At 60.4% G+C, this 25,324-nt stretch carries 22 protein-coding genes; 11 read left to right on the top strand and 11 right to left on the bottom strand.

The features are described from left to right. Positions 1-136: 136 nt before the first annotated feature. The 3 genes from SOP95_RS05340 (at position 137) to SOP95_RS05330 (ending at position 1,929) form a co-directional block, all read left to right on the top strand. On the top strand, positions 137-412 hold the full coding sequence (locus SOP95_RS05340) for a polyhydroxyalkanoic acid system family protein (RefSeq protein WP_274076111.1): 276 nt from the start codon (positions 137-139) through the stop codon (positions 410-412). Positions 413-656: 244 nt separating this feature from the next. After that, on the top strand, positions 657-1,079 hold the full coding sequence (locus SOP95_RS05335) for a phasin family protein (RefSeq protein ID WP_274076110.1): 423 nt from the start codon (positions 657-659) through the stop codon (positions 1,077-1,079). 10 nt (positions 1,080-1,089) lie between these two features. Continuing rightward, entirely contained in the window at positions 1,090-1,929 is an 840-nt protein-coding gene (locus tag SOP95_RS05330) for a phasin family protein (RefSeq protein ID WP_274076109.1), read from the top strand. A gap of 175 nt (positions 1,930-2,104) precedes the next feature. Here the strand turns inward: SOP95_RS05330 and SOP95_RS05325 are convergent, their stop codons facing one another. From SOP95_RS05325 to SOP95_RS05280, 10 genes are all read right to left on the bottom strand, one after another. Next, positions 2,105-2,725, bottom strand: coding sequence for a TetR/AcrR family transcriptional regulator (locus SOP95_RS05325; protein WP_323606490.1), 621 nt, complete (start codon positions 2,723-2,725; stop codon positions 2,105-2,107). A 57-nt stretch (positions 2,726-2,782) separates the two neighbouring features. Further along, complete coding sequence (gene phaC, locus SOP95_RS05320; protein ID WP_274076107.1) at positions 2,783-4,465, bottom strand: class II poly(R)-hydroxyalkanoic acid synthase; 1,683 nt, start codon at positions 4,463-4,465, stop codon at positions 2,783-2,785. Positions 4,466-4,594: 129 nt separating this feature from the next. Further along, a complete protein-coding gene (phaZ, locus tag SOP95_RS05315; protein WP_274076106.1) occupies positions 4,595-5,446 on the bottom strand; it encodes a poly(3-hydroxyalkanoate) depolymerase in 852 nt (283 codons plus the stop codon). Positions 5,447-5,587: 141 nt separating this feature from the next. Then, a complete protein-coding gene (gene phaC, locus SOP95_RS05310) occupies positions 5,588-7,267 on the bottom strand; it encodes a class II poly(R)-hydroxyalkanoic acid synthase (protein ID WP_274076105.1) in 1,680 nt (559 codons plus the stop codon). A 256-nt stretch (positions 7,268-7,523) separates the two neighbouring features. Continuing rightward, the gene (locus SOP95_RS05305; protein ID WP_323606489.1) at positions 7,524-7,901 is read right to left on the bottom strand and encodes a DUF971 domain-containing protein; all 378 of its coding nucleotides are present in this window, start codon (positions 7,899-7,901) and stop codon (positions 7,524-7,526) included. A gap of 136 nt (positions 7,902-8,037) precedes the next feature. Beyond that, positions 8,038-9,375 (bottom strand): HslU--HslV peptidase ATPase subunit, encoded by a 1,338-nt coding sequence (gene hslU / locus SOP95_RS05300; RefSeq protein ID WP_274076104.1) that lies wholly within the window; start codon positions 9,373-9,375, stop codon positions 8,038-8,040. Positions 9,376-9,423: 48 nt separating this feature from the next. Next, complete coding sequence (gene hslV / locus SOP95_RS05295) at positions 9,424-9,960, bottom strand: ATP-dependent protease subunit HslV (RefSeq protein ID WP_274076103.1); 537 nt, start codon at positions 9,958-9,960, stop codon at positions 9,424-9,426. A 233-nt stretch (positions 9,961-10,193) separates the two neighbouring features. After that, positions 10,194-10,901, bottom strand: a complete 708-nt coding sequence (locus SOP95_RS05290; protein ID WP_046816952.1) for an SPOR domain-containing protein — start codon at positions 10,899-10,901, stop codon at positions 10,194-10,196. 1 nt (position 10,902) lies between these two features. Beyond that, positions 10,903-12,639, bottom strand: coding sequence for an arginine--tRNA ligase (argS, locus tag SOP95_RS05285; protein ID WP_323606488.1), 1,737 nt, complete (start codon positions 12,637-12,639; stop codon positions 10,903-10,905). A gap of 238 nt (positions 12,640-12,877) precedes the next feature. After that, the gene (locus SOP95_RS05280) at positions 12,878-15,097 is read right to left on the bottom strand and encodes a primosomal protein N' (RefSeq protein WP_274076101.1); all 2,220 of its coding nucleotides are present in this window, start codon (positions 15,095-15,097) and stop codon (positions 12,878-12,880) included. A 200-nt stretch (positions 15,098-15,297) separates the two neighbouring features. Between SOP95_RS05280 and rpmE the strand changes: the two genes are divergently transcribed. Further along, positions 15,298-15,516: a 50S ribosomal protein L31 gene (rpmE, locus tag SOP95_RS05275; protein WP_008047849.1), complete on the top strand. Its 219-nt coding sequence runs from the start codon at positions 15,298-15,300 to the stop codon at positions 15,514-15,516. Between the two features lie 286 nt (positions 15,517-15,802). Beyond that, complete coding sequence (locus tag SOP95_RS05270; RefSeq protein ID WP_323606487.1) at positions 15,803-17,071, top strand: malic enzyme-like NAD(P)-binding protein; 1,269 nt, start codon at positions 15,803-15,805, stop codon at positions 17,069-17,071. Between the two features lie 223 nt (positions 17,072-17,294). Here SOP95_RS05270 and SOP95_RS05265 read toward each other — a convergent pair whose 3' ends face one another. Further along, entirely contained in the window at positions 17,295-19,736 is a 2,442-nt protein-coding gene (locus tag SOP95_RS05265; protein ID WP_323606486.1) for a penicillin-binding protein 1A, read from the bottom strand. 214 nt (positions 19,737-19,950) lie between these two features. Here SOP95_RS05265 and SOP95_RS05260 point away from each other — a divergent pair, with 214 nt between their 5' ends. Genes SOP95_RS05260 through aroK form a run of 6 tightly spaced genes read left to right on the top strand, consistent with a single transcriptional unit; the run spans position 19,951 to position 25,301 of the window. Next, positions 19,951-21,012, top strand: coding sequence for a pilus assembly protein PilM (locus SOP95_RS05260; protein WP_274076098.1), 1,062 nt, complete (start codon positions 19,951-19,953; stop codon positions 21,010-21,012). Continuing rightward, positions 21,012-21,578, top strand: a complete 567-nt coding sequence (locus tag SOP95_RS05255) for a PilN domain-containing protein (RefSeq protein ID WP_274076097.1) — start codon at positions 21,012-21,014, stop codon at positions 21,576-21,578. The genes SOP95_RS05260 and SOP95_RS05255 overlap by 1 nt, the downstream gene beginning before the upstream one ends. Further along, a complete protein-coding gene (locus SOP95_RS05250; RefSeq protein ID WP_323606485.1) occupies positions 21,575-22,195 on the top strand; it encodes a type 4a pilus biogenesis protein PilO in 621 nt (206 codons plus the stop codon). The genes SOP95_RS05255 and SOP95_RS05250 overlap by 4 nt, the downstream gene beginning before the upstream one ends. After that, positions 22,195-22,719 (top strand): pilus assembly protein PilP, encoded by a 525-nt coding sequence (locus SOP95_RS05245; protein WP_274076095.1) that lies wholly within the window; start codon positions 22,195-22,197, stop codon positions 22,717-22,719. Before SOP95_RS05250 ends, SOP95_RS05245 begins: the two co-directional genes overlap by 1 nt. 13 nt (positions 22,720-22,732) lie before the next feature. Then, the gene (gene pilQ / locus SOP95_RS05240) at positions 22,733-24,778 is read left to right on the top strand and encodes a type IV pilus secretin PilQ (RefSeq protein WP_274076094.1); all 2,046 of its coding nucleotides are present in this window, start codon (positions 22,733-22,735) and stop codon (positions 24,776-24,778) included. Positions 24,779-24,782: 4 nt separating this feature from the next. After that, positions 24,783-25,301: a shikimate kinase AroK gene (gene aroK / locus SOP95_RS05235; protein ID WP_032831512.1), complete on the top strand. Its 519-nt coding sequence runs from the start codon at positions 24,783-24,785 to the stop codon at positions 25,299-25,301. Positions 25,302-25,324 lie beyond the last annotated feature (23 nt).

Here is a 25,324-nt window from a genome sequence, read left to right as displayed (position 1 = left end):
AATGCGCGACATTCTAATCCCCAAGGCATGCTTTGTCTTGGCAAGGCTGAAGGTAAGATGGGCAACCATCGGGACGTTTTGACGCAGCAGGGGTCAAGATGTCTCGGGAAAGCATTCATAAAGCAGGAGTCATTCGATGGCCCATATTAGTGTTGAACGGGCCCACGGCCTGGGTAAGGAAGCGGCGCGCGAGAAGGCCGACAAGCTGGCGCAGAAACTTCACGATCAGTATGGCCTGGAGCCGCAGTGGTCGGGTGACACCCTGAATCTCAAGCGTTCGGGTGTGAAAGGTGCGGTGCATGTCACCGATGATTCGATCAAGGTCGATGTGGAACTGGGCCTGATGATGTCGGCCATGAGCGGCATGATCAAAGCGGAAATCGAGAAGGCGCTGGATAAAGCCCTCGTCTGATTCCCAAGTCGAACCACATCCCCTGTGGGAGCCAGCCTGCTGGCGATAGCGGCGCATCAGTCAACATTGATGTTGATGGATAAATCGCTATCGCCAGCAGGCTGGCTCCCACATTTGTTTTGAGGTGCGCCTGAGCTTTCATGTCAGTTGTTAGGGTGCCGTTTCTAATTTTTCTCCCTACTTTGTGCCTGAGCCCGACACTTTCGCGGGCAGTTCCTCAAACCTTCTGCGCGTGAGGTGCACCATGGCCAAAGTAATTTTGAAGAAAAAAATCGACGCATCGGCGACCGCTGTGCGTGACGTCAAATCCTATGCACGCCGGATCTGGCTGGCAGGCCTGGGTGCCTACACCAAGGTCGGCCAAGAAGGTAGCGAGTACTTTCAAGAGTTGATCAAGGCTGGGCAAGCAGTTGAAACCAAAGGCAAAAAAGTAGTTGCCGAGAAGCTTGAAGCGGCCAATGCCGAGATCGATGAAGCCAAGACTGAAGTCAGCACTTTCAAAGGCAAGGTCGAAGTTCAGCTCGACAAAGTCGAGAGAGTGTTTGACTCGCGTGTCGCAAGTACCTTGAATCGTATCGGCATTCCGTCTAAACATGACGTTGAGACACTCTCTGCCAAGCTCGATGAGCTGACGGCACTGCTCGAACGCGTCGCGCGTAAATCTTAAGGAGAACGGGATGGCTGGTAAAAAGAACACCGAAAAAGAAGGCAGCTCGTGGATCGGGAAAGTCGAAGACTACTCCCGCAAAATCTGGCTGGCTGGTTTAGGCGTGTACTCGAAGATCGACACTGACGGCAGCAAACTCTTCGACTCACTGGTTAAAGACGGCGAGAAAGCCGAGAAGCTGACCAAGAACGCTGTTGGCAAAACTGTCGACGCCGCCAAGGACTCCGCTTCTTCGGCCAAGTCGCGCATCAGCGGCGTGAAAGATCGCGCAATGGGCAAATGGGATGAGCTGGAAGGGGCTTTCGACAAGCGCCTGAACAGCGCCATTTCGCGTCTGGGCGTACCAAGCCGCAATGAAGTCAAGGCGCTGCACAGCAAGGTCGATACCCTGACCAAGCAAATCGAAAAACTCACCGGTGCCAAGGTTGCGCCTGTTGCGGCGAAAACCGCGGCAGCCAAGCCGGCCGCCAAAACCGCAGCCAAGCCATTGGCCAAGCCTGCGGCTAAAACCGCTGCCGCCAAACCTGCTGCAAAAACTGCCGCTGCCAAGCCAGCCGCCGCCAAACCAGCGGCCAAACCGGCAGCCGCTAAAACCGCCGCCAAGCCTGCAGCGAAAACCGCTGCCGCCAAACCGGCAGCCAAGCCAGCGGCAAAACCTGCTGCTGCGAAGAAACCAGCAGCGAAAAAACCGGCCGCTCCCAAAGCTGCCGCACCCAAACCAGCAGTGGCTGCCGCCAAACCGGCAACCCCGGTAACGCCGGCAAGCACCTCGAACTCCGCTACCGCGCCGACCCCTGCTGTGACCCCGACTGCCGCGCCAGCTCCATCGACGCCAACCAGTCAGTCCTGATTCCAGGGCTCAAAAAAACGCCCGGCCTGCCAAGGTCGGGCGTTTTTGTTTGTGCAAGATTCCCTGAGCGCCACAGGCCTCTGTGGGAGCGGGCTTGCTCGCGAAGGCGGTGTGTCATTCAACGTAGATGCCGACTGACACACTGCCTTCGCGAGCAAGCCCGCTCCCACATTTGTTAGTCGTGATCTTCCAGGTACTGCATCGCCATTCGCTCGGTCGCCGCCTTGATCGGCGGCAACAGGTGTGGCGCCACCAGCATCATGATCTGATAAACCACCAATCGCACTTCGCCTTCACGGCCGAGAATCCGCTGGTAGTCCAGTGAGAACAGCAGCGTCAGGGTGATTTGCTCCACCAGTTGCCCCAGCGCCTGGGTGTCGCTGACCAACTGCCCCAAGGCCTTCAATCGGGCCAGCAATGACGCCAGGGTGCGCTTGAGTGCATTGAGCAGGTTGCGAATGCCCTTGGCCAGTTTCGGCAAGCGCCCGGCCAGGTTCGACAGGTCCTGGAACAGAAAGCGATAGTGGGACAGGCGTTCGACGATCAGGTGCAGGAACAGCCAGTAATCCTCGGGGGCCAGTTCGACGTCGGCCGGTGGGTCGAGCAACGGCGACAGTTCGGCCTGGAAACGTTCGAACAGGCCGAGAATCAGTGGTTCCTTGCCGTGGAAGTGGTAGTACAGGTTGCCCGGGCTGATGCCCATTTCGTTGGCGACTTCCATGGTGGAAACATTCGGTTCGCCCTTCTCATTGAACAATTGCAGGGCACATTCGAGGATCCGGTCGCGGGTTTTCATCCAGTCTTCTTATGATCGGGTCATGCCACGGCCGGCAGGGGCCGTGGTCGTTGAACATCAGCGCACGCGCACGTAGGTTCCGGGCGCCGCTTCCATCGGTGGATAATTCTGGTTGCCGAGGGCCATGTGGGTTTCTTTCTGCGCGCCCGAGCGCTCCTGAATCCAGCTCAGCCATTGCGTCCACCAGCTACCGGCGACGGGCTTGGCGTCGTAGTACCAGGCCCTGGGGTCGCTGCTCAGTTTTGTGCCTTCGACGTAGTTGGCTTTCGGATTGTTCGGCGGGTTGAGAATGCTCTGTATATGACCGCTGTTGGACAGGACGAAGCGGCGCTCTCCACCGAGCAGCAGGGTCGAGCGATACACGGCGTCCCACGGTGTGATGTGGTCGTTGATGCCGGCCACGCTGAAACTGTCGACATTGACCTTCTGCAAATCGATCGGGGTGCCGCACACTTCCAGGCCACCGGGATGGCTCAGCGGGTTGTGCTTGAAGAAGTCCAGCAAGTCACCATGCAGGGCGGCCGGCAGGCGTGTGTTGTCGTTGTTCCAGTAGAGAATGTCGAACGCCGGCGGCTCCTTGCCCATCAGGTAGTTGTTGACGAAGTAGCTCCAGATCAAATCGTTGGGACGCATCCAGGCGAACACCTTGGCCATGTCGCGGCCGTCCAGGACGCCTTTCTGGTAGGAGCGGCGCTTGGCGGCTTCCAGGGTCTGTTCGTCGGCGAAGAGCGTGGCCGGGCTGTCCAATTGACTGTCGAGCAGACTCACCAGGTAGGTCGCGCTGGAAACGCGGCGCAGCTGGCGCTTGGCTTGCAAGTGACCCTGCAAAGCGGCAATGGTCAGCCCGCCGGCGCAGGCGCCCATCAGGTTGACTTCGCGCGCGCCGGTGATCGCCCGGCACACGTTCATGGCTTCTTCCACTGCTTCAACGTAAGTCGACAGGCCCCATTCGCGATGCCGCACATCCGGATTGCGCCAGCTGATCACGAAGGTCTGCAGGCCGTTCTTGAGCGCGTACTGGACGAAGCTGTTGTGCGGGCTGAGGTCGAAAATGTAGTACTTGTTGATCTGTGGCGGCACCACCAGCAGCGGTTTCGAATACTGCTTTTCGCTCATCGGCTTGTATTGGATCAGCTCCAGCAGTTCGTTGCGAAACACCACGGCGCCGGTGGTGGAGGCGACGGTCTTGCCGACCTCGAATGCGTGCTTGGTGACCTGCCGGGGCAACCCGTCGTTGTGCAGGAGGTCATCGACCAGATGGCCGATCCCGCGCACCAGGCTGTTGCCGCCGGAGTTGAAGATTTCCTTGATCGCCAGGGGATTGAGCAGGCTGTTGGACGGCGACACGGCATCGTTGAGCAGGGCGAACGCGAAGTGCGCGCGGGCGCGATCGTCCGGGTTCATGTTGCTGTCGTCGATCCAGCTTTTGACCTGCTTCTGCCAGCTCAGGTAGGCCTGCAGGCTGCGACGGTAAAAGGGGTTGAGGCTCCACGCCGGATCGTCGAAACGACGGTCTTGCGGGTTGGTCGGGTGCAGGGTGTCGCCCAGCAGCACGCGGCCCAGTTGACCGCCCAGTTTCAAGGCGTGTCGAGCAGTGTGCACGGGGTTGCGCAGGCCATGGGCGGCCACACTGCGCAAAGTCGAAACCAGATCCCGGCCGCGCAGGCCGGTAATCGCACTTTGTGCGTTGATGAACGCGGCGGGAGTGGGTAGTGACTCCCTCGCAGTTTTATCGCGCATGACTCAACACTCCTTCGTCTTCCAGGCCAAATACAAAACACCGAACCAGAACACCATAGACGCTGTAACGGGTTGTTGCGCGGTGCGATGTGCCGCCGCCCCCTCTTTCCTATACAAAAAATGGGCCGATCAGCTCAGTGGCGCCGGATGCGGGTGCATCACTGCACGCAGGCGCTCCTCCTCGAGGAACTTCATGATGATCGGTGCCACCGCTTCGGCCCGGGTAATCAGGAACAGATGGCCGTCATCGATAATGTGCAACTGGGCATTGGGAATCCGCCAGGCGAGCAAGCGCATGTTGATCAGCGGGATCAGTGGATCGTCGTCGCCGGCCAGGACCAGGGTCGGCTGATTGATCTTGTGCAGCCAGTGGATGCTGGTCCAGCCGAAGCCGGCGAATAGTTGCCAGTAGTAACCGAGCTTGCCTGCCGAACGGACCTTCGCTGCATGGCTCGCGGCCAGCGTCGGGTCGCGACGGAACGCGCCGCCGTAGATCATCGGCGCAATGCGGATCACATGGGAGGGCTGGATGTAGCGCCGTGGGCTGGCCATCATCCACAAGACTTTCGGCTTGCCCGGCACCATCACCGCGCCCGCTGCCGTCGCTGCCAGGACAAGCTTCTTGCAACGCTCCGGATAGTCAAAGGCGAACTGTTGCGCAAGCGCACCACCCCAGGACACGCCGATCACATTGACTTGCCCGTAATCGAGGTAGTCGAGCATGCGTGCCGTGAGTTTCGCCAGGCTTGGAAAGCGATAGGGAAGATTCGGCGTCGACGAACCGCCGACACCGGGTACGTCGAAGGCGATGACTTCCAGGTCCGGGTCCAGCGCTGCGACGAATGGAAACACCAGCTCCAGGTTGGCGCCGATGCCGTTGAAAATCAGCAAGGGCGTCAAGTGAGGCTTGCCGGGGCGCACCGCCGTGCGGAGGGTCTGGCCATCCAGGTCGACGGTGCGGAATATGAACGGTTGCGGCATGCTTCTGGCCCTGTGGGTGGATCTTGGTTCCTGACACACATCCTGTAGGAGCCGGCTTGCTGGCGATGCGATCACCGCGGTTTGCCAGTCTCACCGTGGTGATGCAATCGCCAGCAAGCCGGCTCCTACAGGTTTGTGGGTTTAACGCTCGTGTACGTAAGTGCCTGGCGCCGCCTCGCCTGCCGGGTAAGCCTTGCTGCCCAGCTTTACCGGGGACTTTTTCAGCTCGCCCGAGCGCTGGGCCTGCCAGGCCTGCCAGTGCAGCCACCAGGAATCGGTGTGCTTGGTGGCATTCTGTTGCCATTCATCGGCACTGCTCGCCGGTTCGGTGCTGGTCATGTAGCGGGATTTCGGATTACCCGGCGGATTCAGGATGCTCTGGATATGTCCGCTGCTCGACAGCACGAATTCAACATTGCCGCCGAACAGTTGCGACGACTTGTAGCAGGACCGCCACGGGGTGATGTGGTCGTTGGTGCCGGCCAGGGAAAAGATGTCGGCCGTCACTTGCTTGAGATCGATGGCGGTACCGCACACTTCCAGTGCATTCGGGCGAATCAACGGGTTGTTTTTGAACAGCTCGATCAGGTCGCCGTGGAACGCGGCGGGCAACCGGGTGGTGTCGTTGTTCCAGAACAGGATGTCGAACACCGGCGGTTCGTTGCCCAGCAGGTAATTGTTGACCCAGTAGTTCCAGATCAGGTCGTTGGGACGCATCCAGGCGAAGACTTTCGCCATGTCGCGGCCTTCCAGTACGCCGGCCTGGTACGAGTGGCGCTTGGCGGCTTCGAGGGTCTGCTCATTGACGAACAGGGCAACGTCGCTGTCCAGGGTGGTGTCCAGCACGCTCACCAGCAAGGTCAGGGCATTGACCTTGTTCTCGCCGATCGCCGCATAGTGGCCCAGCAGCGCGGTGCAGGTGATGCCGCCGGAGCAGGCCCCGAGCATGTTCACGTCTTTGCTGCCGGTGATCGCAGTGACGACGTCAACCGCTTCCTTGAGGGCTTCGATGTAGGTCGACAGGCCCCACTCGCGCTGTTCCTTGGTCGGGTTGCGCCAGCTGACGATGAAGGTCTGCATGTTGTTGCGCAGGCAGAACCGCGCCAGGCTCTTGTCCGGGCTCAGGTCGAACACGTAGAACTTGTTGATCTGCGGCGGCACCACCAGCAATGGTCGCTCGTGTACCTGCTCGGTGATCGGCTTGTACTGGATCAGTTCCAGTACATCGTTGCGGAATACTACCGCGCCTTCGGTCACGCCCAGGCTCTTGCCGACTTCGAACGCACCCATGTTGACCTGGCTCGGCATGCCGCCGTTGTGCACCAGATCCTTGGCCAGGTGCGAGAGACCATCGAGCAGGCTCTTGCCGCCGGTTTCGAAAAAGCGTTTGACTGCCGCCGGGTTGGCCGCGGTGTTGGTCGGCGCCATGGCTTCGGTCATGAGGTTGATCACGAAGTGCCCGCGCGCCACATCGCTGGGGCTGAGGGTGCTCTCGTCGATCCAGGCGTGGAGCTCCTTGCGCCACGCCAGGTAGGTTTGCAAATAACGTTTGTAGAGCGGGTTCTGACTCCAGGCCGGATCGGCGAAGCGACGGTCATCGCTGGTCGGTTGCAGCCCGGATTTGCCAAACAGCACGTTCTTGAGTTCAAGACCAAAATGCGCGACATGCTTGACGCTGTGCACCGGTTGCCTGATGGCCTGCCTGAGCACCATTCGAGCAGAAGCCAGTAGATCCTTTCCACGCAGCCCAACGACAGGATTGAGCCCCAAGGTGTTCTCCGAGGCTTGATACTTCAACTCATCGTTACTCTTGTCACTCATCTACGACGCTCCATTGCCCTGAGACGAGTACCTTGGTCCTGCTGTGTAGTCACACAGCAACGGCCAGGTACTACTGCTCGGGTGACGTTAATTCTGCATCACTGCTTTTTAGTTCAGAGAGCACTGCAGGGAACTTGCCAATCCATTGGTTACCCGAGTTTAATTTTTTTCGCAAGCGGGCCAAGCGTCGGCCCTGAAGCCGAGCATTCAAACAGATGAAATTAGAAAATGCCCTCTAAAGAGCAAGAGGCTCGGGCTAGAGCATCAGCTTGACGACGGATTCGTTCGGGTCGCGGGTTTTTCCTGCGGCTTTGAGCTCGCCAAGATAATCCTCCCAGAGTGCGTCATGACGTCGCCCCAGTTCGTAGAGGTATTCCCAGGTGAACAGGCCGCTGTCGTGGCCATCGTCGAAGGTCAGTTTCAGTGCGTACTGACCGGCCGGTTCTATCTTGCTCAGTCCTACGTTGATCTTGCCAAATTGCAGGATGGGTTTGCCGTGGCCCTGGACCTCGGCGGAAGGGGAGTGCACGCGCAGGAATTCGGCGGGCAGGGTGTATTCCTCGCCGGACGCGTATTTGAGCGTGAGGGTTTTCGAGGCTTTGTGCAGCTTGATGTCGGTGGGGAGTTGGGTCATGAGCGCCGTTCCGTTTTGGATGGAACCCGGTAGGAGCAAGCTTGCTCGCGATGGACGTTAACGATAACGCGTTTTCTCTGAAGAAACGCGTCGCTCTCAAGTTCATCGCGAGCAAGCTCGCTCCTACAAGTATGGCTTACAGGATATAACGGGACAGGTCTTCGTTCTGCGCCAATTCGCCCAGGTGGCTGTTGACGTAGTCGGCGTCGATCTGGATCACCTTGTCGTCATGCACGCTGGCCAGGTCGCCGGCACTGAAAGACACTTCTTCCAGCAGGCGTTCAAGCAAGGTGTGCAGGCGACGGGCACCGATGTTTTCGGTTTTCTCGTTGACCTGCCAGGCGATCTCGGCGATGCGCTTGATGCCGCTCGGCAGGAACTCGATACCCAGGCCTTCGGTTTTCAGCAGCGCGCAATATTGTTCGGTGAGCGAGGCGTGAGGCTCGCTGAGGATGCGCTCGAAATCTTCAGGGCTCAGGGCCTTGAGTTCGACGCGGATCGGCAGTCGGCCTTGCAGCTCGGGCACCAGGTCGCTCGGCTTGCTCAGGTGGAAGGCACCGGAGGCGATGAACAGGATGTGGTCGGTCTTGACCATGCCCAGCTTGGTGTTGACGGTGCAGCCTTCGATCAGCGGCAGCAGGTCGCGCTGCACGCCTTCACGGGACACATCGACGCCGCCGGAATTACCACGCTTGGCGACCTTGTCGATTTCGTCGATGAACACGATGCCGTGCTGCTCGACCGCTTCCAGGGCCTTGGCCTTCAACTCTTCATCGTTGACCAGGCGGCCGGCTTCTTCGTCGCGCACCAGCTTGAGCGCTTCCTTGACCTTGAGCTTGCGGGCTTTTTTCTTGCCCTTGCCCATGTTGGCAAACAGGCTTTGCAGCTGGTTGGTCATTTCTTCCATGCCCGGTGGCGCGGAAATATCGACGCCGGCCATTTCGGCGACTTCGATCTCGATCTCCTTGTCATCCAGCTGGCCTTCACGCAGGCGCTTGCGGAACAGCTGGCGGGTGTTGGAATCGGCAGACGGGGTATCGTCGTTGCTGAAGCCCATGCGTGCCGGTGGCAGCAGGGCATCAAGGATGCGCTCTTCGGCGGCGTCTTCGGCGCGGTGGCGAACCTTGACGATTTCCTGTTCGCGCAGCAGCTTGATCGCGGCATCGGCCAGGTCACGAATGATCGATTCGACGTCGCGACCGACATAGCCGACTTCGGTGAACTTGGTCGCTTCGACCTTGATGAACGGCGCGTTGGCCAGTTTGGCCAGGCGACGAGCGATCTCGGTTTTACCGACACCGGTCGGGCCGATCATCAGGATGTTCTTTGGCGTTACTTCAACGCGCAGCTCTTCTGGCAGCTGCATGCGGCGCCAGCGGTTGCGCAGGGCAATGGCGACGGCGCGCTTGGCATCGTCCTGGCCGATGATGTGGCGATTGAGTTCGTGGACGATTTCACGGGGAGTCATGGACATAATATTCAAAGGACCTCAAGCAAGAATGAGCCGTGGCACGGGGCCGAATCAGGCTTGCTCGGCGCAGTCCTGCTCCTCAATGGTCTGGGTGTGGTTGGTGAATACACAGATGTCGCCGGCAATGCCGAGGGCGGTTTCGACGATTTCCCGGGCCGACAGGTCGGTTTTTTTCAGCAGTGCGCTGGCGGCCGCCTGGGCGTAGGCGCCACCGGAACCCATAGCGATCAGGCCGTTTTCAGGCTCGACCACGTCGCCGTTGCCGGTGATGATCAGGGAGGCGTCTTTGTTGGCGACCGCGAGCATGGCTTCCAGCCGGCTCAGGGTGCGGTCGGTGCGCCATTCCTTGGCGAGCTCGACAGCGGCGCGTACCAGGTGACCCTGGTGCTTTTCAAGCTGGCCCTCGAAGCGTTCGAAGAGGGTAAAGGCGTCAGCGGTGGCGCCGGCAAAACCGGCAATGACCTGGCCGTGGTACAGGCGACGAACTTTTTTCGCGTTGCCTTTCATCACGGTATTGCCAAGGGAAACCTGGCCGTCGCCGCCCATGACGACTTTGCCGTGGCGGCGAACTGAAACGATGGTGGTCAAGGGAAGAGTCTCCACGCTGCGGGGCGAAAATGCCTTATGCCCATTCATATGGGGGTGGTGGAGTGGATTTCAACTGTGGGGCGGTAGAGGGGACGGGCGGTGTTTGTCAAAAGGGGACATGTGATGTTGTACATGATGCCATCGCCAGCAGGCTGGCTCCCACAGAGGGCTGCGCCAACCCTGTGGGAGCCAGCCTGCTGGCGATGAACGATGATGCGGTGCTGCTGACGGAATCAGCGACTCTGGCGTTGTTGTAACAACAAATTGCTGAAGCCTGCGCCCGCCAATTGTTTCTGCGCAGTGGTCAGTTGCTCTCGATTGCTGAACGGTCCAACCAGCACCCGATACCAGGTCTCGTCCTTCACCGTGCCGGATTCAACCGCCACAGCCTGCCCCAGCAGAATGATCTGCGCGCGAACCTTGTCCGCATCAGTCTCTTTGCGGAAGGAGCCCGCCTGCAGGAAAAACTTCGTCACCGGCGCAGCCTTGACCGGTGGCGCAGGTGGCGGAGTAATTCCGGACAAAGCAGCCTGGGCGCGCGCCGTATCGATCTTCGCCGCTTCCGCCGGTGTAACCGGTGTCGTCGGAATCGCAGGCACTTGCGGCGTCGGCAGGGTTTTTTCCGGTACGGCGTCCGGCGGCACGATGACTTCCGATTCCGGCAGCAAAGTGTAGAAGTCGTATTTCGGCTTCACCGGTTGCGTCGGGCTCGGCGGGGTCTTGTTGGCCTCGGCGATCTTGGTGGCTTTCTGTTGCTGTTCCACCTTCTCGCGCTTGACCGTGTCGCTGCCCTTGCCCGGCTCCAGTTTCATCAGGAACACGATGAATGCACCGACCGTGAGGCCGATGGCCATCCACAGCCAACCCGGGATCGGTTGCTTCGCTGGAGCTTGGTAACGGCTGGCGCCACGCTTGGGTGCAGGTTTTTTCTTGGCAGCCAACTTACATACGCTCCAGAGTTTCCAGGCCCAAGAGTTCCAGGCCTTGCTTGAGAGTGCGACCGGTCAGCGCGGCGAGGCGCAGACGGCTCTGCATTTGCGCCGGGGTGTCGGCGGCGAGGATCGGGCAGTTCTCGTAGAAGCTGGAGAACAGGCCGGCGACGTCGTACAGGTAAGTGCAGAGGATGTGCGGCGTGCCTTTCTCGGCCACATTGTTCAATACTTCGCCAAACTGCGCGAGTTTTGCCGCCAGCTCGTGTTCGTGCGCTGCTTCGAGCACGATCTGGCCTTCGACTTCGCTGAAGTCCTTGCCGAGTTTGCGGAACACGCCAGCCACGCGGGTGTAGGCGTACAGCAGGTAGGGCGCGGTGTTGCCTTCGAAGTTCAGCATCAGGTCGAAGTTGAAGCTGTAGTCGCTGGTGCGGTGCTTGGACAGGTCGGCGTATTTCACCGCGCCGATGCCCACAACCCTGGCGATGTTGCGCAGCTCTGCTTCAGCCAGTTCAGGGTTCTTGTCTTTCACCAGGGTGTAGGCGCGTTCCTGGGCTTCGGTCAGCAGGTCGATCAGCTTCACGGTGCCGCCATCACGGGTCTTGAACGGACGGCCGTCAGCGCCGTTCATGGTGCCGAAGCCCATGTGTTCCATTTCCATCGGATGGGTCACGAAACCGGCCTTGCGGGCCACGGCGAACACCTGCTGGAAGTGCAGGGCCTGACGCTGGTCGACGAAGTACAGCGCGCGGTCGGCCTTGAGCTTGCCGCTGCGGTAGCGCACGGCAGCCAGGTCGGTGGTGGCATAGAGGTAGCCGCCGTCGGCCTTGACGATGATCACCGGCAGCGGGTCGCCATCGGCGTTCTTGAACTCGTCGAGGAACACGCACAGGGCGCCGTTGCTCTCGACCAGCATGCCGGCGGCCTTGAGGTCGTTGACCACGTTGATCAGGTCGTCGTTGTAGGCGCTTTCGCCCATCACGTCGGCCATGGTCAGCTTGACGTTCAGCAGTTCGTAGATCTTCTGGCAGTGGGACAGCGAGATGTCCTTGAACTTGGTCCACAGTGCCAGGCAATCGGCATCGCCGGCCTGCAACTTGACCACCAGGCCACGGGCGCGGTCGGCGAATTCTTCGGATTCATCGAAGCGTTGCTTGGCGGCGCGGTAGAAGTTTTCCAGGTCCGACAGCTCGTCGCTGGTGATCGGGTTTTCCTGCAGGTACGCCATCAGCATGCCGAACTGGGTGCCCCAGTCGCCGACGTGGTTCTGGCGGATCACTTCGTCGCCGAGGAATTCGAGCACGCGGGCCACGCCGTCGCCAATGATGGTCGAGCGCAAGTGGCCGACGTGCATTTCTTTGGCCAGGTTAGGGGCCGACAGGTCGACCACGGTGCGCTGGACCGGGCCGGCCTTGCGCACGCCGATGTTGGCGTCGGCCAGGGCGGCGTCCAGGCGCGAAGCCAGGGCGTCGGTGTTCTGGAAGAAGTTCAGGAAGCCTGGACCTGCGATTTCGGCCTTGGAGACGTTTTCGTCAGCTGGCAGCGCGGCAATGATTTTTTCCGCCAGGTCGCGCGGCTTCATGCCGGCCGGTTTGGCCAGCATCATGGCGATGTTGCTGGCGAAGTCGCCGTTCTTCTTGTCGCGGGAGTTCTCCACCTGGATCGCCGGCGACAGGCCTTCAGGCAACACACCTTCGTTGACGAGTTGGGTGATGGCTTGTTGGATCAGCTGGCGAATGGTGTCTTTCATGGTCTTCTCTTTCGACCGCTGGCGCGGCGGCGCATCGTGCGCTGGTGGAAAAACTGGGCATTATCCGTTGCCGGGGCGGGCTTGCCAACCTTAGCAGGCAGGTTGTGGATATGTGGTAACAATTAGGGCCCCTTCGCGAGCAAGCCCGCTCCCACAATGAATCTGCGGTGTTCATACCTTATGTGTCAGGCACAAAACCCATGTGGGAGCGGGCTTGCTCGCGAATGCGATCTCAAAATCAATACAAATCGACGGGATCCACATCGAGCGACCAACGCACCGCCCGCCCACTCGGCATTTGCTCCAAAACCAGCAACCAACTGGCAAGCAACCGATGCAGCGGCGCCCTTGCCGTAGCCTGCAACAACAACTGCGCACGATAACGTCCGGCTCGACGCTCCATCGGCGCCGGCACCGGCCCCAGCAGTTCGATGCCGGTCAGATTCTGTTCGGCCAGCAGGCGTTCGGCCTCGCTGCACGCTTCATCCAGAAAGCCTTCGGCCTGGCCCGGCTTGTGCGCCTCGGCCCGCAGCAGCGCCAGATGCGCAAACGGCGGCAATCCCGCCGCTCGCCGCTCGCTCAAGGCCTGCTCGGCAAAGGCGAAGTAACCCTGTTCGGTCAATTGCACCAGCAGCGGATGGTCGGCCAGGTGTGTCTGGATGATCACCTTGCCCGGCTCTTCCGCCCGGCCTGCTCGACCGGCGACCTGGACAATCAGTTGCGCCATGCGCTCGCTGGCGCGGAAGTCGCCGGAGAACAGCCCGCCATCGGCATCCAGGATCGAGACCAGGGTTACCCGTGGAAAGTGGTGGCCCTTGGCGAGCATCTGCGTGCCGACCAAAATGCAGGGCTGGCCTTTCTGGATGGTCGCGAACAACTGGTTCATCGCGTCCTTGCGCGAAGTGCTGTCGCGGTCGACCCGCAGCACCGGATAGTCCGGGAACAGGATCCCCAGGCGTTCCTCGGCCCGTTCGGTACCGGCCCCCACGGGGCGCAAGTCGACCTTGTTGCACTTGGGGCACTGGCGCGGCACGCGTTCGACATAGCCGCAGTGGTGGCAGCGCAGCTCGCCGTAGCGCTGGTGGACGGTCATGCGTGCATCGCAGCGTTGGCACTCGGACATCCAGCCGCAGTCGTGACACAGCAGGGTCGGCGCAAATCCGCGGCGGTTGAGGAATACCAGCACCTGCTGGCCGGCAGCGAGTGTCTGGCCGATGGCTTGTTGCATGGGCCCGGAGATGCCGCTGTCCAGTGGACGGCTTTTCACATCCAGGCGCAGGAAGCGTGGTTGCTTGGCGCCGCCCGCGCGTTCGTTCAGCCGCAGCAGGCCATAGCGGCCGGTGTAGGCGTTGTGCAGGCTTTCCAGGGAGGGCGTGGCGGAGCCCAGGACAATCGGGATGTTTTCCTGACGAGCCCGTACCAGCGCCAGGTCGCGCGCGTGGTACCGCAAGCCTTCCTGCTGTTTATAGGAGCCGTCGTGCTCTTCGTCGATGATGATCAGCCCCGGGTTTTTCATCGGCGTGAACAGCGCCGAGCGGGTGCCGATTATGATGTCGGCTTCGCCGTCGCGGGCGGCGAGCCAGGCTTCGAGGCGTTCGCGATCATTGACCGCCGAGTGAATCAGCGCGATGCGCGCGTTGAAACGCTGCTCGAAGCGCGCCAAGGTCTGCGGGCCGAGGTTGATTTCCGGGATCAGCACCAGCGCCTGCTTGCCGGCTTCCAGGGTTTCGCGGATCAGTTGCAGATAGACTTCGGTCTTGCCGCTGCCGGTAACGCCGGCGAGGAGGAACGCGTGGTAACTGTCGAACCCGGCGCGAATGGCTTCATACGCGGCCCGCTGTTCCGGATTGAGTGGCAGTTCGGGTTGGGCCAGCCAGTGTTCGTGGCGGGCGCCAGGGGCGTGCCTGCGGATTTCGACCTGGACCAGTTCCTTGGCCAGCAACAGATCGAGGCTGTCCTTGCTCAGCATCAGCTTGCTCAGCAACTGATGGGCGACGCCGTGGGGGTGCTGGGCCAGCGTTGCCAGGGCTTCGCGCTGGCGTGGGGCACGGGCGATTCGCGGGTCGTCGAGGCTGGCGCCTGGTGCGGCGGACCAGAAGCGCTCCTGGCGCGCCTCGGCCAGTTCGCCCTGGCGCAGCAACACCGGCAGCGCCCAACTCAAGGTGTCGCCGAGGCTGTGCTGGTAGTACTGCGAGGTCCATAGGCACAGCTTGAACAGCGCGGGCGGCAACGGCGGCGTGGCATCGAGCAGTGCGAGGGCGGGCTTGAGTTTTTCCGCCGGCACTTCGCTGGTGTCGGTGACTTCCACCAGGATCCCGATCATTTCCCGCCGGCCGAACGGCACCCGCAAGCGCATGCCGGGGTGCAATTGCGCACGCAGCACGCCGGCCGGCGCCCGGTAGTCGAACAGGCGGCGCAGGGGCGAAGGCAAGGCGAGGCGCAGAATGGCGTCGGGCACGCGGGGGAGTCTCGATTAACAGGCAATGAAGGGTTTGACACATAACCACAAGGATCGCGCTTTGGGTCGGGAGCCTAGCAGACGACCGGTTTGAGGGACAGCTTGCGTGATTGGCATTGTCTGGTAGAATCCGCGGCCTAATTACGTGCGGTATTCAACAATAGTGTTGGGTGGCGGCACGCTAGCCTGAGGAAAACACCATGAAAGCTGATATCCATCCAGAATACCCAGCAGTTGCTGTTACCTGCAGCTGCGGCAACAAGTTCGAAACCCGTTCGACCTTCGGCAAAGCCCTGGCGATCGACGTTTGCAACGAATGCCACCCGTTCTACACCGGTAAGCAGAAGACTCTGGACACTGGCGGCCGCGTTCAGCGCTTCGCAGACCGTTTCGGTGCTTTCGGTGCGAAAAAGGCCTAAGGCCGATCAACCTGGGAAAACGTCACTGTTTTGCCATGCTGATGAAAAAGGCGTCCCCCGGGACGCCTTTTTTGTGTCTGTGATTTGGCTGCAAGGGCCAATCTCAAAATATTGTAGACATTTTTTAAGGGGATTGTGAACAGTCTATCCCTTGTGTTCCGTGGCTCTTGGCCCAAAGTCGTAGGGGCGGGCGCTTGACAGGGGTGACCGGTCAGTCTTGTGGGGATTTTGCCAGGCGCGTATCCTCGCTGACCAGTCTGTCCAACAGTAAAAGCGGAATGCCAAAATGTCTGATCTGAAAACTGCCGCTCTCGAATATCACGCCAATCCTCGTCCAGGGAAGCTGAGTGTCGAGCTCACCAAGGCCACCGCTACCGCCCGCGACCTGTCGCTGGCCTACAGCCCCGGCGTAGCTGAACCAGTACGCGAGATCGCCCGCGATCCTGAGCTGGCCTACAAGTACACCGGTAAAGGCAACCTGGTTGCAGTCATTTCCGATGGCACCGCGATTCTGGGCCTGGGTAACCTCGGCCCATTGGCCTCCAAGCCAGTGATGGAAGGTAAGGGCGTGCTGTTCAAGCGCTTCGCCGGCATCGACGTTTTCGACATCGAAGTCGATTCCGAAAGCCCGCAAGCCTTCATCGACACCGTCAAGCGCATCTCCATCACCTTCGGTGGCATCAACCTGGAAGACATCAAGGCACCTGAGTGCTTTGAGATCGAACGTGCCCTGATCGAGCAGTGCGACATTCCGGTTTTCCACGACGACCAGCACGGCACCGCCATTGTGACCGCGGCCGGCATGATCAACGCCCTGGAAATCGCCGGCAAAACCCTGGCTGACGCCAAGATCGTCTGCCTGGGTGCCGGTGCGGCCGCCATCTCCTGCATGAAATTGCTGGTGAGCATGGGCGCCAACATCGAAAACATCTACATGGTCGACCGTACCGGCGTGATTCACTCCGGCCGTGACGACCTGAACCAGTACAAGGCCGTCTTCGCTCACGCGACCGACAAGCGCACCCTGGCAGACGCCCTGCAAGGCGCAGACGTGTTCGTCGGCCTGTCTGGCCCGAACCTGCTGAGCCCGGAAGGCCTGAAGTCCATGGCAGCCAACCCGATCGTGTTCGCTTGCTCGAACCCGGATCCGGAAATCTCCCCGGAGCTGGCGCACGCCACCCGTGACGACGTGATCATGGCCACCGGCCGTTCGGACTACCCGAACCAGGTCAACAACGTCCTGGGCTTCCCGTTCATCTTCCGTGGCGCCCTGGACGTTCGCGCCAAGCGCATCAACGAAGAGATGAAAGTGGCTGCGGCCAACGCCCTGCGCGAACTGGCCAAGCTGCCAGTACCTCAGGAAGTGTGCGACGCGTACGGCGGCATCGCGCTGGAATTCGGTCGTGAGTACATCATTCCGAAACCAATGGACGCTCGCCTGATCACCGTGATCTCCGATGCCGTGGCCAAGGCTGCAATCGAGACCGGCGTTGCAACCCTGCCGTATCCGAAGAACTACCCGCTGAAAAGCGTGGATGACGTGTTCAACGGCTAAGTCGTTGTAGCGCTTCAACCAAAAGCCCCGGCTTGTGAAAGTCGGGGCTTTTTTATGCCTGATGGTTTTGTATTGTCTGTCAGGCCATCGCCAGCAGGCTAGCTCCCACATTGGAATGCGTTCCCTGTGGGAGCCAGCCTGCTGGCGATGGTCTGGCAGGAAGCCCGGGTAAAAAGAAGCCCCGCTTTCTGAAGAAGAGCGGGGCTTTCTGTTGGTCCTGCGATCAGAACAAATCGATCGGTGCCGCTTCATCCGCCGGCAGCGGGCTGCCTGGCGCATTGCCGTTGCCCAGTTCATTGCCCGTCGGCGGCGTATCTTCGACCTTGAACAGTTCGAAGTAGGCCCCTGGCGTGCCTGGAGTGGCTGCACGGCCACTGACAGGGTCTACCCGCAGGCTGAGGATGCCTTCCGGCTCTGGCTGGGTGTGTGGCGGCATGTCTTTGAGCGCAGCGCCCATGTAGTTCATCCAGATCGGCAGGGCGACGGTGCCGCCAAACTCCTTGCGACCCAGGCTCTCGGGCTGGTCAAAGCCCGTCCAGACGGTGGTGACGTAATCGGCGTTGTAGCCGGAGAACCAGGCGTCCTTGGACTCGTTGGTGGTGCCGGTCTTGCCGGCGATGTCGCCACGACCCAGGGCCAGCGCGCGACGGCCAGTACCGAGTTTGATCACGTCTTCGAGCATGCTGTTGAGGATGTAGGTTGTCCGTCCATCGACAATGCGCTCAGCCACGGCAGGCGTTTGCGCTGCCGATTGCTCGCCCGGCGCCTGGCCAGGTGTTGCATTGACCGTAAAGGCTTCGGCGGCAGGTGCGGCGATTCCGTCGGTCGCGACAGCGCCTTTTGGCACGCTGGGCGGGTTGGCGACGAACAGCGTGTCGCCGTTGCGGCTTTCGATCTTGTCGATGATGTACGGGGTGATCTTGTAGCCGCCGTTGGCGAAGGTGCTCCAGCCCGTGGCGATTTCCATCGGCGTCAGGGTCGCGGTACCCAGGGCCAGGGACAGGTTGGGCGGCAGGTCCTGCTTGTTGAAGCCAAAGCGGCTGATGTAGTCGATGGTCTTGCCAACGCCCATCGCCTGTAGCAGGCGGATCGAAACCAGGTTGCGCGACTTGTAGAGCGCTTCGCGCAGGCGGATCGGACCGAGGAAGGTGTTGGTATCGTTTTTCGGACGCCAGACCTTGTCCAGGTACTCGTCGACAAACACGATCGGTGCGTCGTTCACCAGGCTGGAGGCGGTGTAGCCGTTATCCAGTGCCGCGCTGTAGACGAACGGCTTGAAGCTCGAACCCGGCTGGCGCTTGGCCTGAAGGGCGCGGTTGTAGTTGCTCTGCTCAAAGGCGAAACCGCCGACCAGCGAGCGGATGGCGCCGTTTTGCGGGTCAAGGGAGACCAGTGCGCCCTGGGCCTGGGGGATCTGGCTGAATTTCAGCGAGTTGTCCGCCTGGCGCTGCACGCGAATCAGGTCGCCGACCTGGGCTACGTCCGACGGTTGTTTCGGATTGGCGCCCATGCTGTTGGTGTTCAGGAACGGGCGAGCCCATTTCATGCTGTCCCAGCCAACGTGTTCGCTGCCGGTGCGGGTCAGCACCTGCAGGCCGCTCTTGTCGACCTGGGTGACGATGGCCGGTTCAAGGCCGCTGATGGTGCGTTGCTTGGTCAGTTCGGTTGCCCACGCCTCGCGCGTCTTGCCCGGCTGGCGGGACTCGGGGCCCCGATAGCCATGACGCTGGTCATAGGTCATCAAGCCTTCGTGGACGGCGGTGTTGGCCATTTCCTGAAGGTTGCTCGGCACCGTGGTGGTAACGCGGAAACCTTCGGTGTATGCATCGCTGCCATAGCGACCGACCATTTCGGCGCGGGCCATCTCGGCGATGTAGGGCGCGTTCACTTCCGGCGTCGGAACGTGATAGCTGGCGTTCAGGGGCTCGTTGACGGCGGTGGTGTAGTCGGCTTCGCTGATCTTGCCCAGCTTGTACATGCGCCCCAGGATCCAGTCGCGACGCTCCTTGCTGCGGGCCGGATTGGCCAGCGGGTTGAAGCGTGAAGGAGCCTTGGGCAGGCCGGCGATCATCGCCATCTGCGCCAGGCTGATGTCGCGAATCGACTTGCCGTAATACACCTGCGCCGCCGCTTCGATGCCGTAGGCACGGTTGCCCAGATAGATCTTGTTGACGTAGAGCTCGAGGATTTCGTCCTTGGTCAGCTGTCGTTCGATCTGCAGGGCCAGGAGGATCTCGGTGGTTTTGCGCGAGAAGCTGCGTTCGCTGGTCAGGAAGAAGTTTTTTGCCACCTGCATGGTGATAGTGCTGCCGCCGGACTGGATATGGCCGCTTTTCACCAGTTGCGTGGCAGCGCGCATCAGGCTGCTGGGATCGACGCCGTAGTGGTTGGCGAAGTTGTCGTCTTCAGCACTTAGTAACGCATTAATGAAATTGGGGGGAATGTCGGCGAAACGGATCGGTGTGCGGCGCATTTCGCCGAATTCTGCGATCAACTTGTTATCGCTGCTGTAGACCCGCAAAGGGATCTGCAACTGGATGCTTCTCAGTGCCTCTACGGACGGTAATCCGGGACTAAGGTAAAGAAACGCCCCACTCAGACCCAGAAGCAGTCCGCAGAATACGGCGACGATGGACCAACCGAAAAATTTCAGCAGACGAATCAAGGCTTTTGGACATCCAGGGTAAAAAATGAATTTGGCATCAGGGTTCAGGCTAAAGGCGAACGACCCGCGCTTGAGAAAAAGCGGAAAAAAACGCTGGGCATTATAAGCATTTTTCCGTCCATGGCGTTATTTGCGCTGCTGTCAAGACGGGTGGTTTGAACGCAACCCCCGTTATGGAGTCCGTAACACACGGAAAGTCATAGGGAAATTGGTAGTGCCAGGACTCTTCAATAAAAAGGCCAGGTCGCTCCTGGGCATCGATATCAGCTCGACATCGGTGAAGCTGCTGGAGCTGAGCCGGCAGGGCAATGGCTATCGTGTCGAAGCCTACGCGGTCGAGTCGTTACCCCCCAGTGTGGTCATCGAGAAAAATATCGCCGAGCTCGATGGCGTGGGCCAGGCCTTGACGCGTGTGCTGGCCAAGGCTCGCACCAGTCTCAAGGGCGTTGCCGTGGCCGTGGCCGGTTCGGCGGTGATCACCAAGACCATCGAGATGGATGCCGGCCTTTCCGACGACGAGATGGAAGACCAGCTGAAGATCGAGGCCGATCAGTACATTCCTTATCCGCTGGACGAAGTGGCCATCGATTTCGAAGTCCAGGGCGCCTCAGTGCGCAATCCTGAGCGGGTCAACGTGTTGCTGGCCGCCTGTCGCAAGGAAAACGTCGAAATCCGTGAGGCAGCCCTGGCCCTGGCGGGCCTGACTGCGCGCGTGGTCGACGTCGAGGCCTATGCCCTGGAGCGATCGTTCAGCTTGCTGAAGAGCCAGGGAGGGGGCTTGCAAGGGCGACTGGTGGCGGTGGTCGATGTTGGAGCAACCATGACCACCCTGAGCGTGCTGCATGACGGGCGGATCATCTACACCCGCGAGCAATTGTTTGGTGGCCGCCAGCTCACCGAGGACATTCAGCGCCGATACGGCCTGACCGTCGAGCAGGCCGGCCTGGCGAAGAAGCAGGGCGGTTTGCCGGACGATTATGTCAGCGTTGTGTTGCAGCCGTTTCGTGAGGCCCTGGTGCAGCAAGTGTCGCGTTCGTTGCAGTTCTTCTTTGCTTCGGGCCATTACACCGCGGTCGACCACATACTGCTGGTGGGCGGGACCGCGTCGGTGTCCGGTCTGGACCAGTTGATCGAGCAGCAATTGGGTACGCCGACCCGGGTGGCCAATCCGTTTGCCGACATGACCTTGAGCAGCAAGGTCAACGCCGCGGCCCTGGCCAGCGATGCGCCCGCGCTGATGATTGCTTGCGGGCTGGCCCTCAGGAGTTTCGACTGATGGCTCGGATCAATCTATTACCCTGGCGCGAAGAGCGGCGTGAGCAGCGGCGCAAGCGCTTTCTCCTGGTGTTGGTGGGTGTGCTGGCGGGATCGGCAGGTGCATTGCTCATGGCCAACCAGGTCATCAGCAGCGCCATCGAGCGGCAGATTGCGCGTAACGATTACATCGGCAAGCAGATCGCCGTGGTCGACGAGCGGATCAAGCAGATCAGTGATCTCAAGGCTCGTCGTCAGCAGTTGGTCGAGCGTATGCGCATCATCCAGGACCTGCAGGGCAATCGCCCGATCAGCGGGCGAATTTTTGATCAGCTGGCGCGGACCTTGCCCGATGGCGTGTATTTCACTGAAGTCAAAATGGCCGGCAAGACCTTGTCAATCACCGGTGCGGCGCAATCGAACAACCGTGTTTCAGACCTGATGCGTAACCTGGACCAGTCCGACTGGTTCGATGCGCCCAGTCTCACTGAAGTCAAGGCGACGACCGCGGGGCAAGTCGACCAGACCAACGTTTTTCAGTTGACCGTTCGTCAGACCCAGCCTGCGGCTGGGGAGGACAGCGAATGAGTCCGTCCGAATGGATCGAAGGGTTGCGCCGGATCGACATCAACGAGCTGGACACCAGCAACATGGGTTCCTGGCCACCCGCGATCAAAGTCCTGATGGGCATTGTGGTCGCGATCCTGGTGCTGTCGATCGGCTACAACTTTTCCACGAGCGAGCTGGAACATCAGCTCGAACTCAAGCGCGAGGAGGAATCTACCCTCAAGGAGCAATTTGCCAGCAAATCCCACATGGCGGCGAATCTGCAGCTCTACACCCAGCAGATGAAGGAGATGGAAAACTCCTTCGGCGTACTGTTACGGCAACTGCCCAGCGACACCGAAGTCCCCGGCTTGCTGGAAGACATCACGCGAACGGGGCTGGGCAGTGGCCTGGAGTTCGAAGAGATCAAGCTGCTGCCGGAGGTCTCCCAGCCGTTCTACATCGAGTTGCCGATCCAGATCACGGTCACCGGCGCCTATCACGACCTGGCCACGTTCGTCAGTGGCGTGGCCGGATTGCCGCGTATCGTCACCCTGCATGATTTCGACCTGGCGCCGATCAATCCCGACGCCGGTCCGAAGTTACGCATGAGCATCCTGGCCAAGACCTACCGTTACAACGACAAGGGGCTGCAATGATGAGCCGGCTTCGTGGTTTTTCGCCGGTGATGTTGATGGTCGTATTGGCGGGCTGTGGCGGCGGCGATGATGTCAGTGACCTGGACGCCTACATGAACGAAATGCGCCTGCGGGCACCGGGCAAGATTGAACCAACGCCGACATTCCGGTCTTACCCCACATTCACCTATAACGCCGCCAACCTGCGCAGCCCGTTTTCCCGGCAGATCAAAGTCGATCTGGCACTCAAGCAGGGCGCGCGTTATGTCCAGCCGGACCCCAACCGGGTAAAGCAGTACCTCGAGGGCTTCAATATCGAGCAGTTTGAAATGGTCGGTACCCTCTCCAATGCCACGGGCTCCTTTGCCTTGTTGCGCGGCGCCGGTGGGGTGCATCGGCTGAAAGTCGGTGATTACCTGGGGCGTAACGATGGCCGGATTGTCGCCATCAGCGGTTCGCAAGTCGATGTGGTGGAAATCGTTCCCGACGGCGAAGGTGCCTGGCTGGAGCGACCGCGGACCCTTCCTTTGAAAGAGCATTCATAGTGGAACCCGTACGATGAACAGGATTTTCTCCGCCCTCGGAGTATCGCTATGGATAGCGTTGCTGTCGCCGATGGTACAAGCGGCCACCCTCAAGACGCTGGATGTCGCCGCGTTGCCGGGAGATCGCGTCGAGTTGAAGCTGGTGTTCGACGAGCCACCCCCGGCGCCCCGTGGCTACACCACGGAATCTCCCGCCAGGATTGCCCTGGATCTTCCCGGCGTGGTCAGTCAGCTGGCGAGCAAGACTCGCGACCTGGGCAATGGCAATGCCCGCAGCGCGACGGTGGTAGAGGCCAAGGACCGTGCGCGGCTGATCATCAATCTGAACCAGTTGAGCCCCTACGACTTCCGGGTCGAAGGCAACAGCCTCTTTGTAGTGGTCGGGCAGGGTGGCAAAAGCCCGACCCCGCGGGCGGCCGCTACCGCCGTCCCGGTTCCGGCGCCCAAGCGCGCGGTTGCGCCGGCGAGCAAGGCCATTCGTGCAGTGGATTTCCAGCGTGGTACCCAGGGCGAAGGCAATGTCGTGATCGATCTGTCGGACCCGTCCATTGCACCGGATATTCAGGAACGCGAAGGCAAGATCATTCTCGGATTTGCCAGGACCCGATTGCCCGAGCCATTGCGCGTACGCCTGGACGTCAAGGATTTCGCCACCCCGGTTCAGTTCGTCAATGCCAGTGCCAGCGGGGATAAGGCGACGATCACCATTGAACCCGGCGGCGCCTTCGATTACTCAACCTATCAGACCGACAACAAGCTGACCGTCAGCGTCCGCCCGATGACGGTCGACGACCTGCAAAAGCGCAACGCCGACCGCAATGCCTACACCGGTGAAAAGCTCTCGCTGAATTTCCAGGACATCGACGTGCGCTCAGTGCTGCAACTGATCGCCGATTTCACCAACCTCAATCTGGTCGCCAGTGACACGGTGCAGGGGGGCATTACCCTGCGCCTGCAAAATGTACCCTGGGACCAGGCACTGGACCTGGTGCTGAAAACCAAGGGCCTGGACAAGCGCAAGGTGGGTAATGTGCTGCTCGTCGCGCCAGCCGACGAAATTGCGGCCCGTGAACGTCAGGAGTTGGAGTCGCAGAAGCAGATTGCCGACCTGGCGCCGCTGCGTCGGGAGCTTTTGCAGGTCAATTACGCCAAGGCGGCCGATATCGCCAAACTATTCCAGTCGGTGACCAGTGCCGAGGCGAAAGCCGACGAACGGGGATCGATCACCGTCGATGAGCGCACCAACAACATCATTGCCTACCAGACCCAGGACCGTCTCGACGAACTGCGGCGAATCGTTGCGCAGCTGGATATCCCGGTGCGTCAGGTGATGATCGAGGCGCGCATCGTCGAAGCCAACGTAGATTATGACAAGAGCCTCGGCGTGCGCTGGGGTGGCGCGATCAAGAAAGGCAACTGGAATGCCTCCGGGGTCGGTAACGGCGCCAACGACAGCAGCGCCAGCTCGCCGTTCGTCGACCTGGGGGTCGCCAACAATACGTCGGGCATCGGCATTGCCTTCATCACCGACAACGTCTTGCTGGACCTTGAATTGACGGCCATGGAAAAGACCGGTAACGGCGAAATCGTCTCGCAACCCAAGGTGGTCACCTCCGACAAGGAGACCGCGAAGATCCTCAAGGGCACCGAGATTCCCTACCAGGAAGCCAGCTCCAGCGGCGCAACCTCGGTCTCGTTCAAGGAGGCGTCGCTGTCGCTGGAGGTGACGCCGCAGATCACGCCGGACAACCGGATCATCATGGAGGTCAAGGTCACCAAGGATGAGCCGGACTACCTGAACAAGGTCCAGGATGTGCCGCCGATCAAGAAAAACGAGGTCAACGCCAAGGTCCTGGTCAACGATGGCGAGACCATCGTCATTGGGGGTGTTTTCTCAAATACTCAGAGCAAGGTTGTAGATAAGGTGCCATTTCTTGGCGATGTGCCGTATCTTGGCCGCCTTTTCCGGCGCGACGTGGTTTCGGAGAAAAAATCCGAGCTGTTGGTGTTTCTCACTCCGCGTATCATGAATAACCAGGCGATTGCTGTGAGTCGTTGATTCTGTGCGAAATTTGATACTTGTAGGACCGATGGGGGCTGGAAAAAGCACCATCGGCCGATTGCTGGCCAAAGAGTTGCGCTTGCCATTCAAAGATTCCGATAAGGAAATTGAATTACGCACGGGCGCCAATATCCCATGGATCTTCGACAAGGAAGGCGAACCGGGCTTTCGTGAGCGCGAGCAGGCAATGATCGCCGAGCTGTGCGATTACGACGGCGTGGTGCTGGCGACCGGCGGCGGGGCAGTCATGCGCGAAGCCAATCGTCGGGCGCTGCGCGCCGGCGGACGGGTGGTCTACCTGCATGCCTCTGTCGAGCAGCAGGTCGGCCGCACGTCCCGCGACCGCAATCGGCCATTGCTGCGCACGGCCGATCCGGCCAAGACCCTGAGGGATCTGTTGGCGATCCGTGACCCCCTGTATCGGGAAATTGCCGATCTGGTGGTGGAAACGGATGAACGACCGCCGCGAATGGTCGTGCTCGATATCCTGGAGCGTCTGCAGCAATTGCCGCCTCGTTAAAGCGCCGCCCGAAATGCGCTATC

It is taken from the genome of Pseudomonas sp. YuFO8 (genome assembly GCF_035065025.1).
In the GTDB taxonomy this organism is placed as follows: domain Bacteria; phylum Pseudomonadota; class Gammaproteobacteria; order Pseudomonadales; family Pseudomonadaceae; genus Aquipseudomonas; species Aquipseudomonas putida_AE.
Note: the sequence above shows the minus strand (reverse complement) of the source record. Positions and strands in the feature narration are given on the sequence as shown.

Coding starts and splice junctions, on each gene's coding strand:
- hslU (WP_274076104.1), bottom strand. CDS start 9,375: ATGTCCATGACTCCCCGTGAAATCGTCCACGAACTCAATCGCCACATC.
- SOP95_RS05305 (WP_323606489.1), bottom strand. CDS start 7,901: ATGACCCAACTCCCCACCGACATCAAGCTGCACAAAGCCTCGAAAACC.
- phaC (WP_274076107.1), bottom strand. CDS start 4,465: ATGCGCGATAAAACTGCGAGGGAGTCACTACCCACTCCCGCCGCGTTC.
- argS (WP_323606488.1), bottom strand. CDS start 12,639: ATGAAAGACACCATTCGCCAGCTGATCCAACAAGCCATCACCCAACTC.
- SOP95_RS05255 (WP_274076097.1), top strand. CDS start 21,012: ATGGCTCGGATCAATCTATTACCCTGGCGCGAAGAGCGGCGTGAGCAG.
- phaC (WP_274076105.1), bottom strand. CDS start 7,267: ATGAGTGACAAGAGTAACGATGAGTTGAAGTATCAAGCCTCGGAGAAC.
- SOP95_RS05270 (WP_323606487.1), top strand. CDS start 15,803: ATGTCTGATCTGAAAACTGCCGCTCTCGAATATCACGCCAATCCTCGT.
- phaZ (WP_274076106.1), bottom strand. CDS start 5,446: ATGCCGCAACCGTTCATATTCCGCACCGTCGACCTGGATGGCCAGACC.
- SOP95_RS05245 (WP_274076095.1), top strand. CDS start 22,195: ATGAGCCGGCTTCGTGGTTTTTCGCCGGTGATGTTGATGGTCGTATTG.
- SOP95_RS05250 (WP_323606485.1), top strand. CDS start 21,575: ATGAGTCCGTCCGAATGGATCGAAGGGTTGCGCCGGATCGACATCAAC.
- rpmE (WP_008047849.1), top strand. CDS start 15,298: ATGAAAGCTGATATCCATCCAGAATACCCAGCAGTTGCTGTTACCTGC.
- SOP95_RS05330 (WP_274076109.1), top strand. CDS start 1,090: ATGGCTGGTAAAAAGAACACCGAAAAAGAAGGCAGCTCGTGGATCGGG.
- SOP95_RS05340 (WP_274076111.1), top strand. CDS start 137: ATGGCCCATATTAGTGTTGAACGGGCCCACGGCCTGGGTAAGGAAGCG.
- SOP95_RS05335 (WP_274076110.1), top strand. CDS start 657: ATGGCCAAAGTAATTTTGAAGAAAAAAATCGACGCATCGGCGACCGCT.
- SOP95_RS05325 (WP_323606490.1), bottom strand. CDS start 2,725: ATGAAAACCCGCGACCGGATCCTCGAATGTGCCCTGCAATTGTTCAAT.
- pilQ (WP_274076094.1), top strand. CDS start 22,733: ATGAACAGGATTTTCTCCGCCCTCGGAGTATCGCTATGGATAGCGTTG.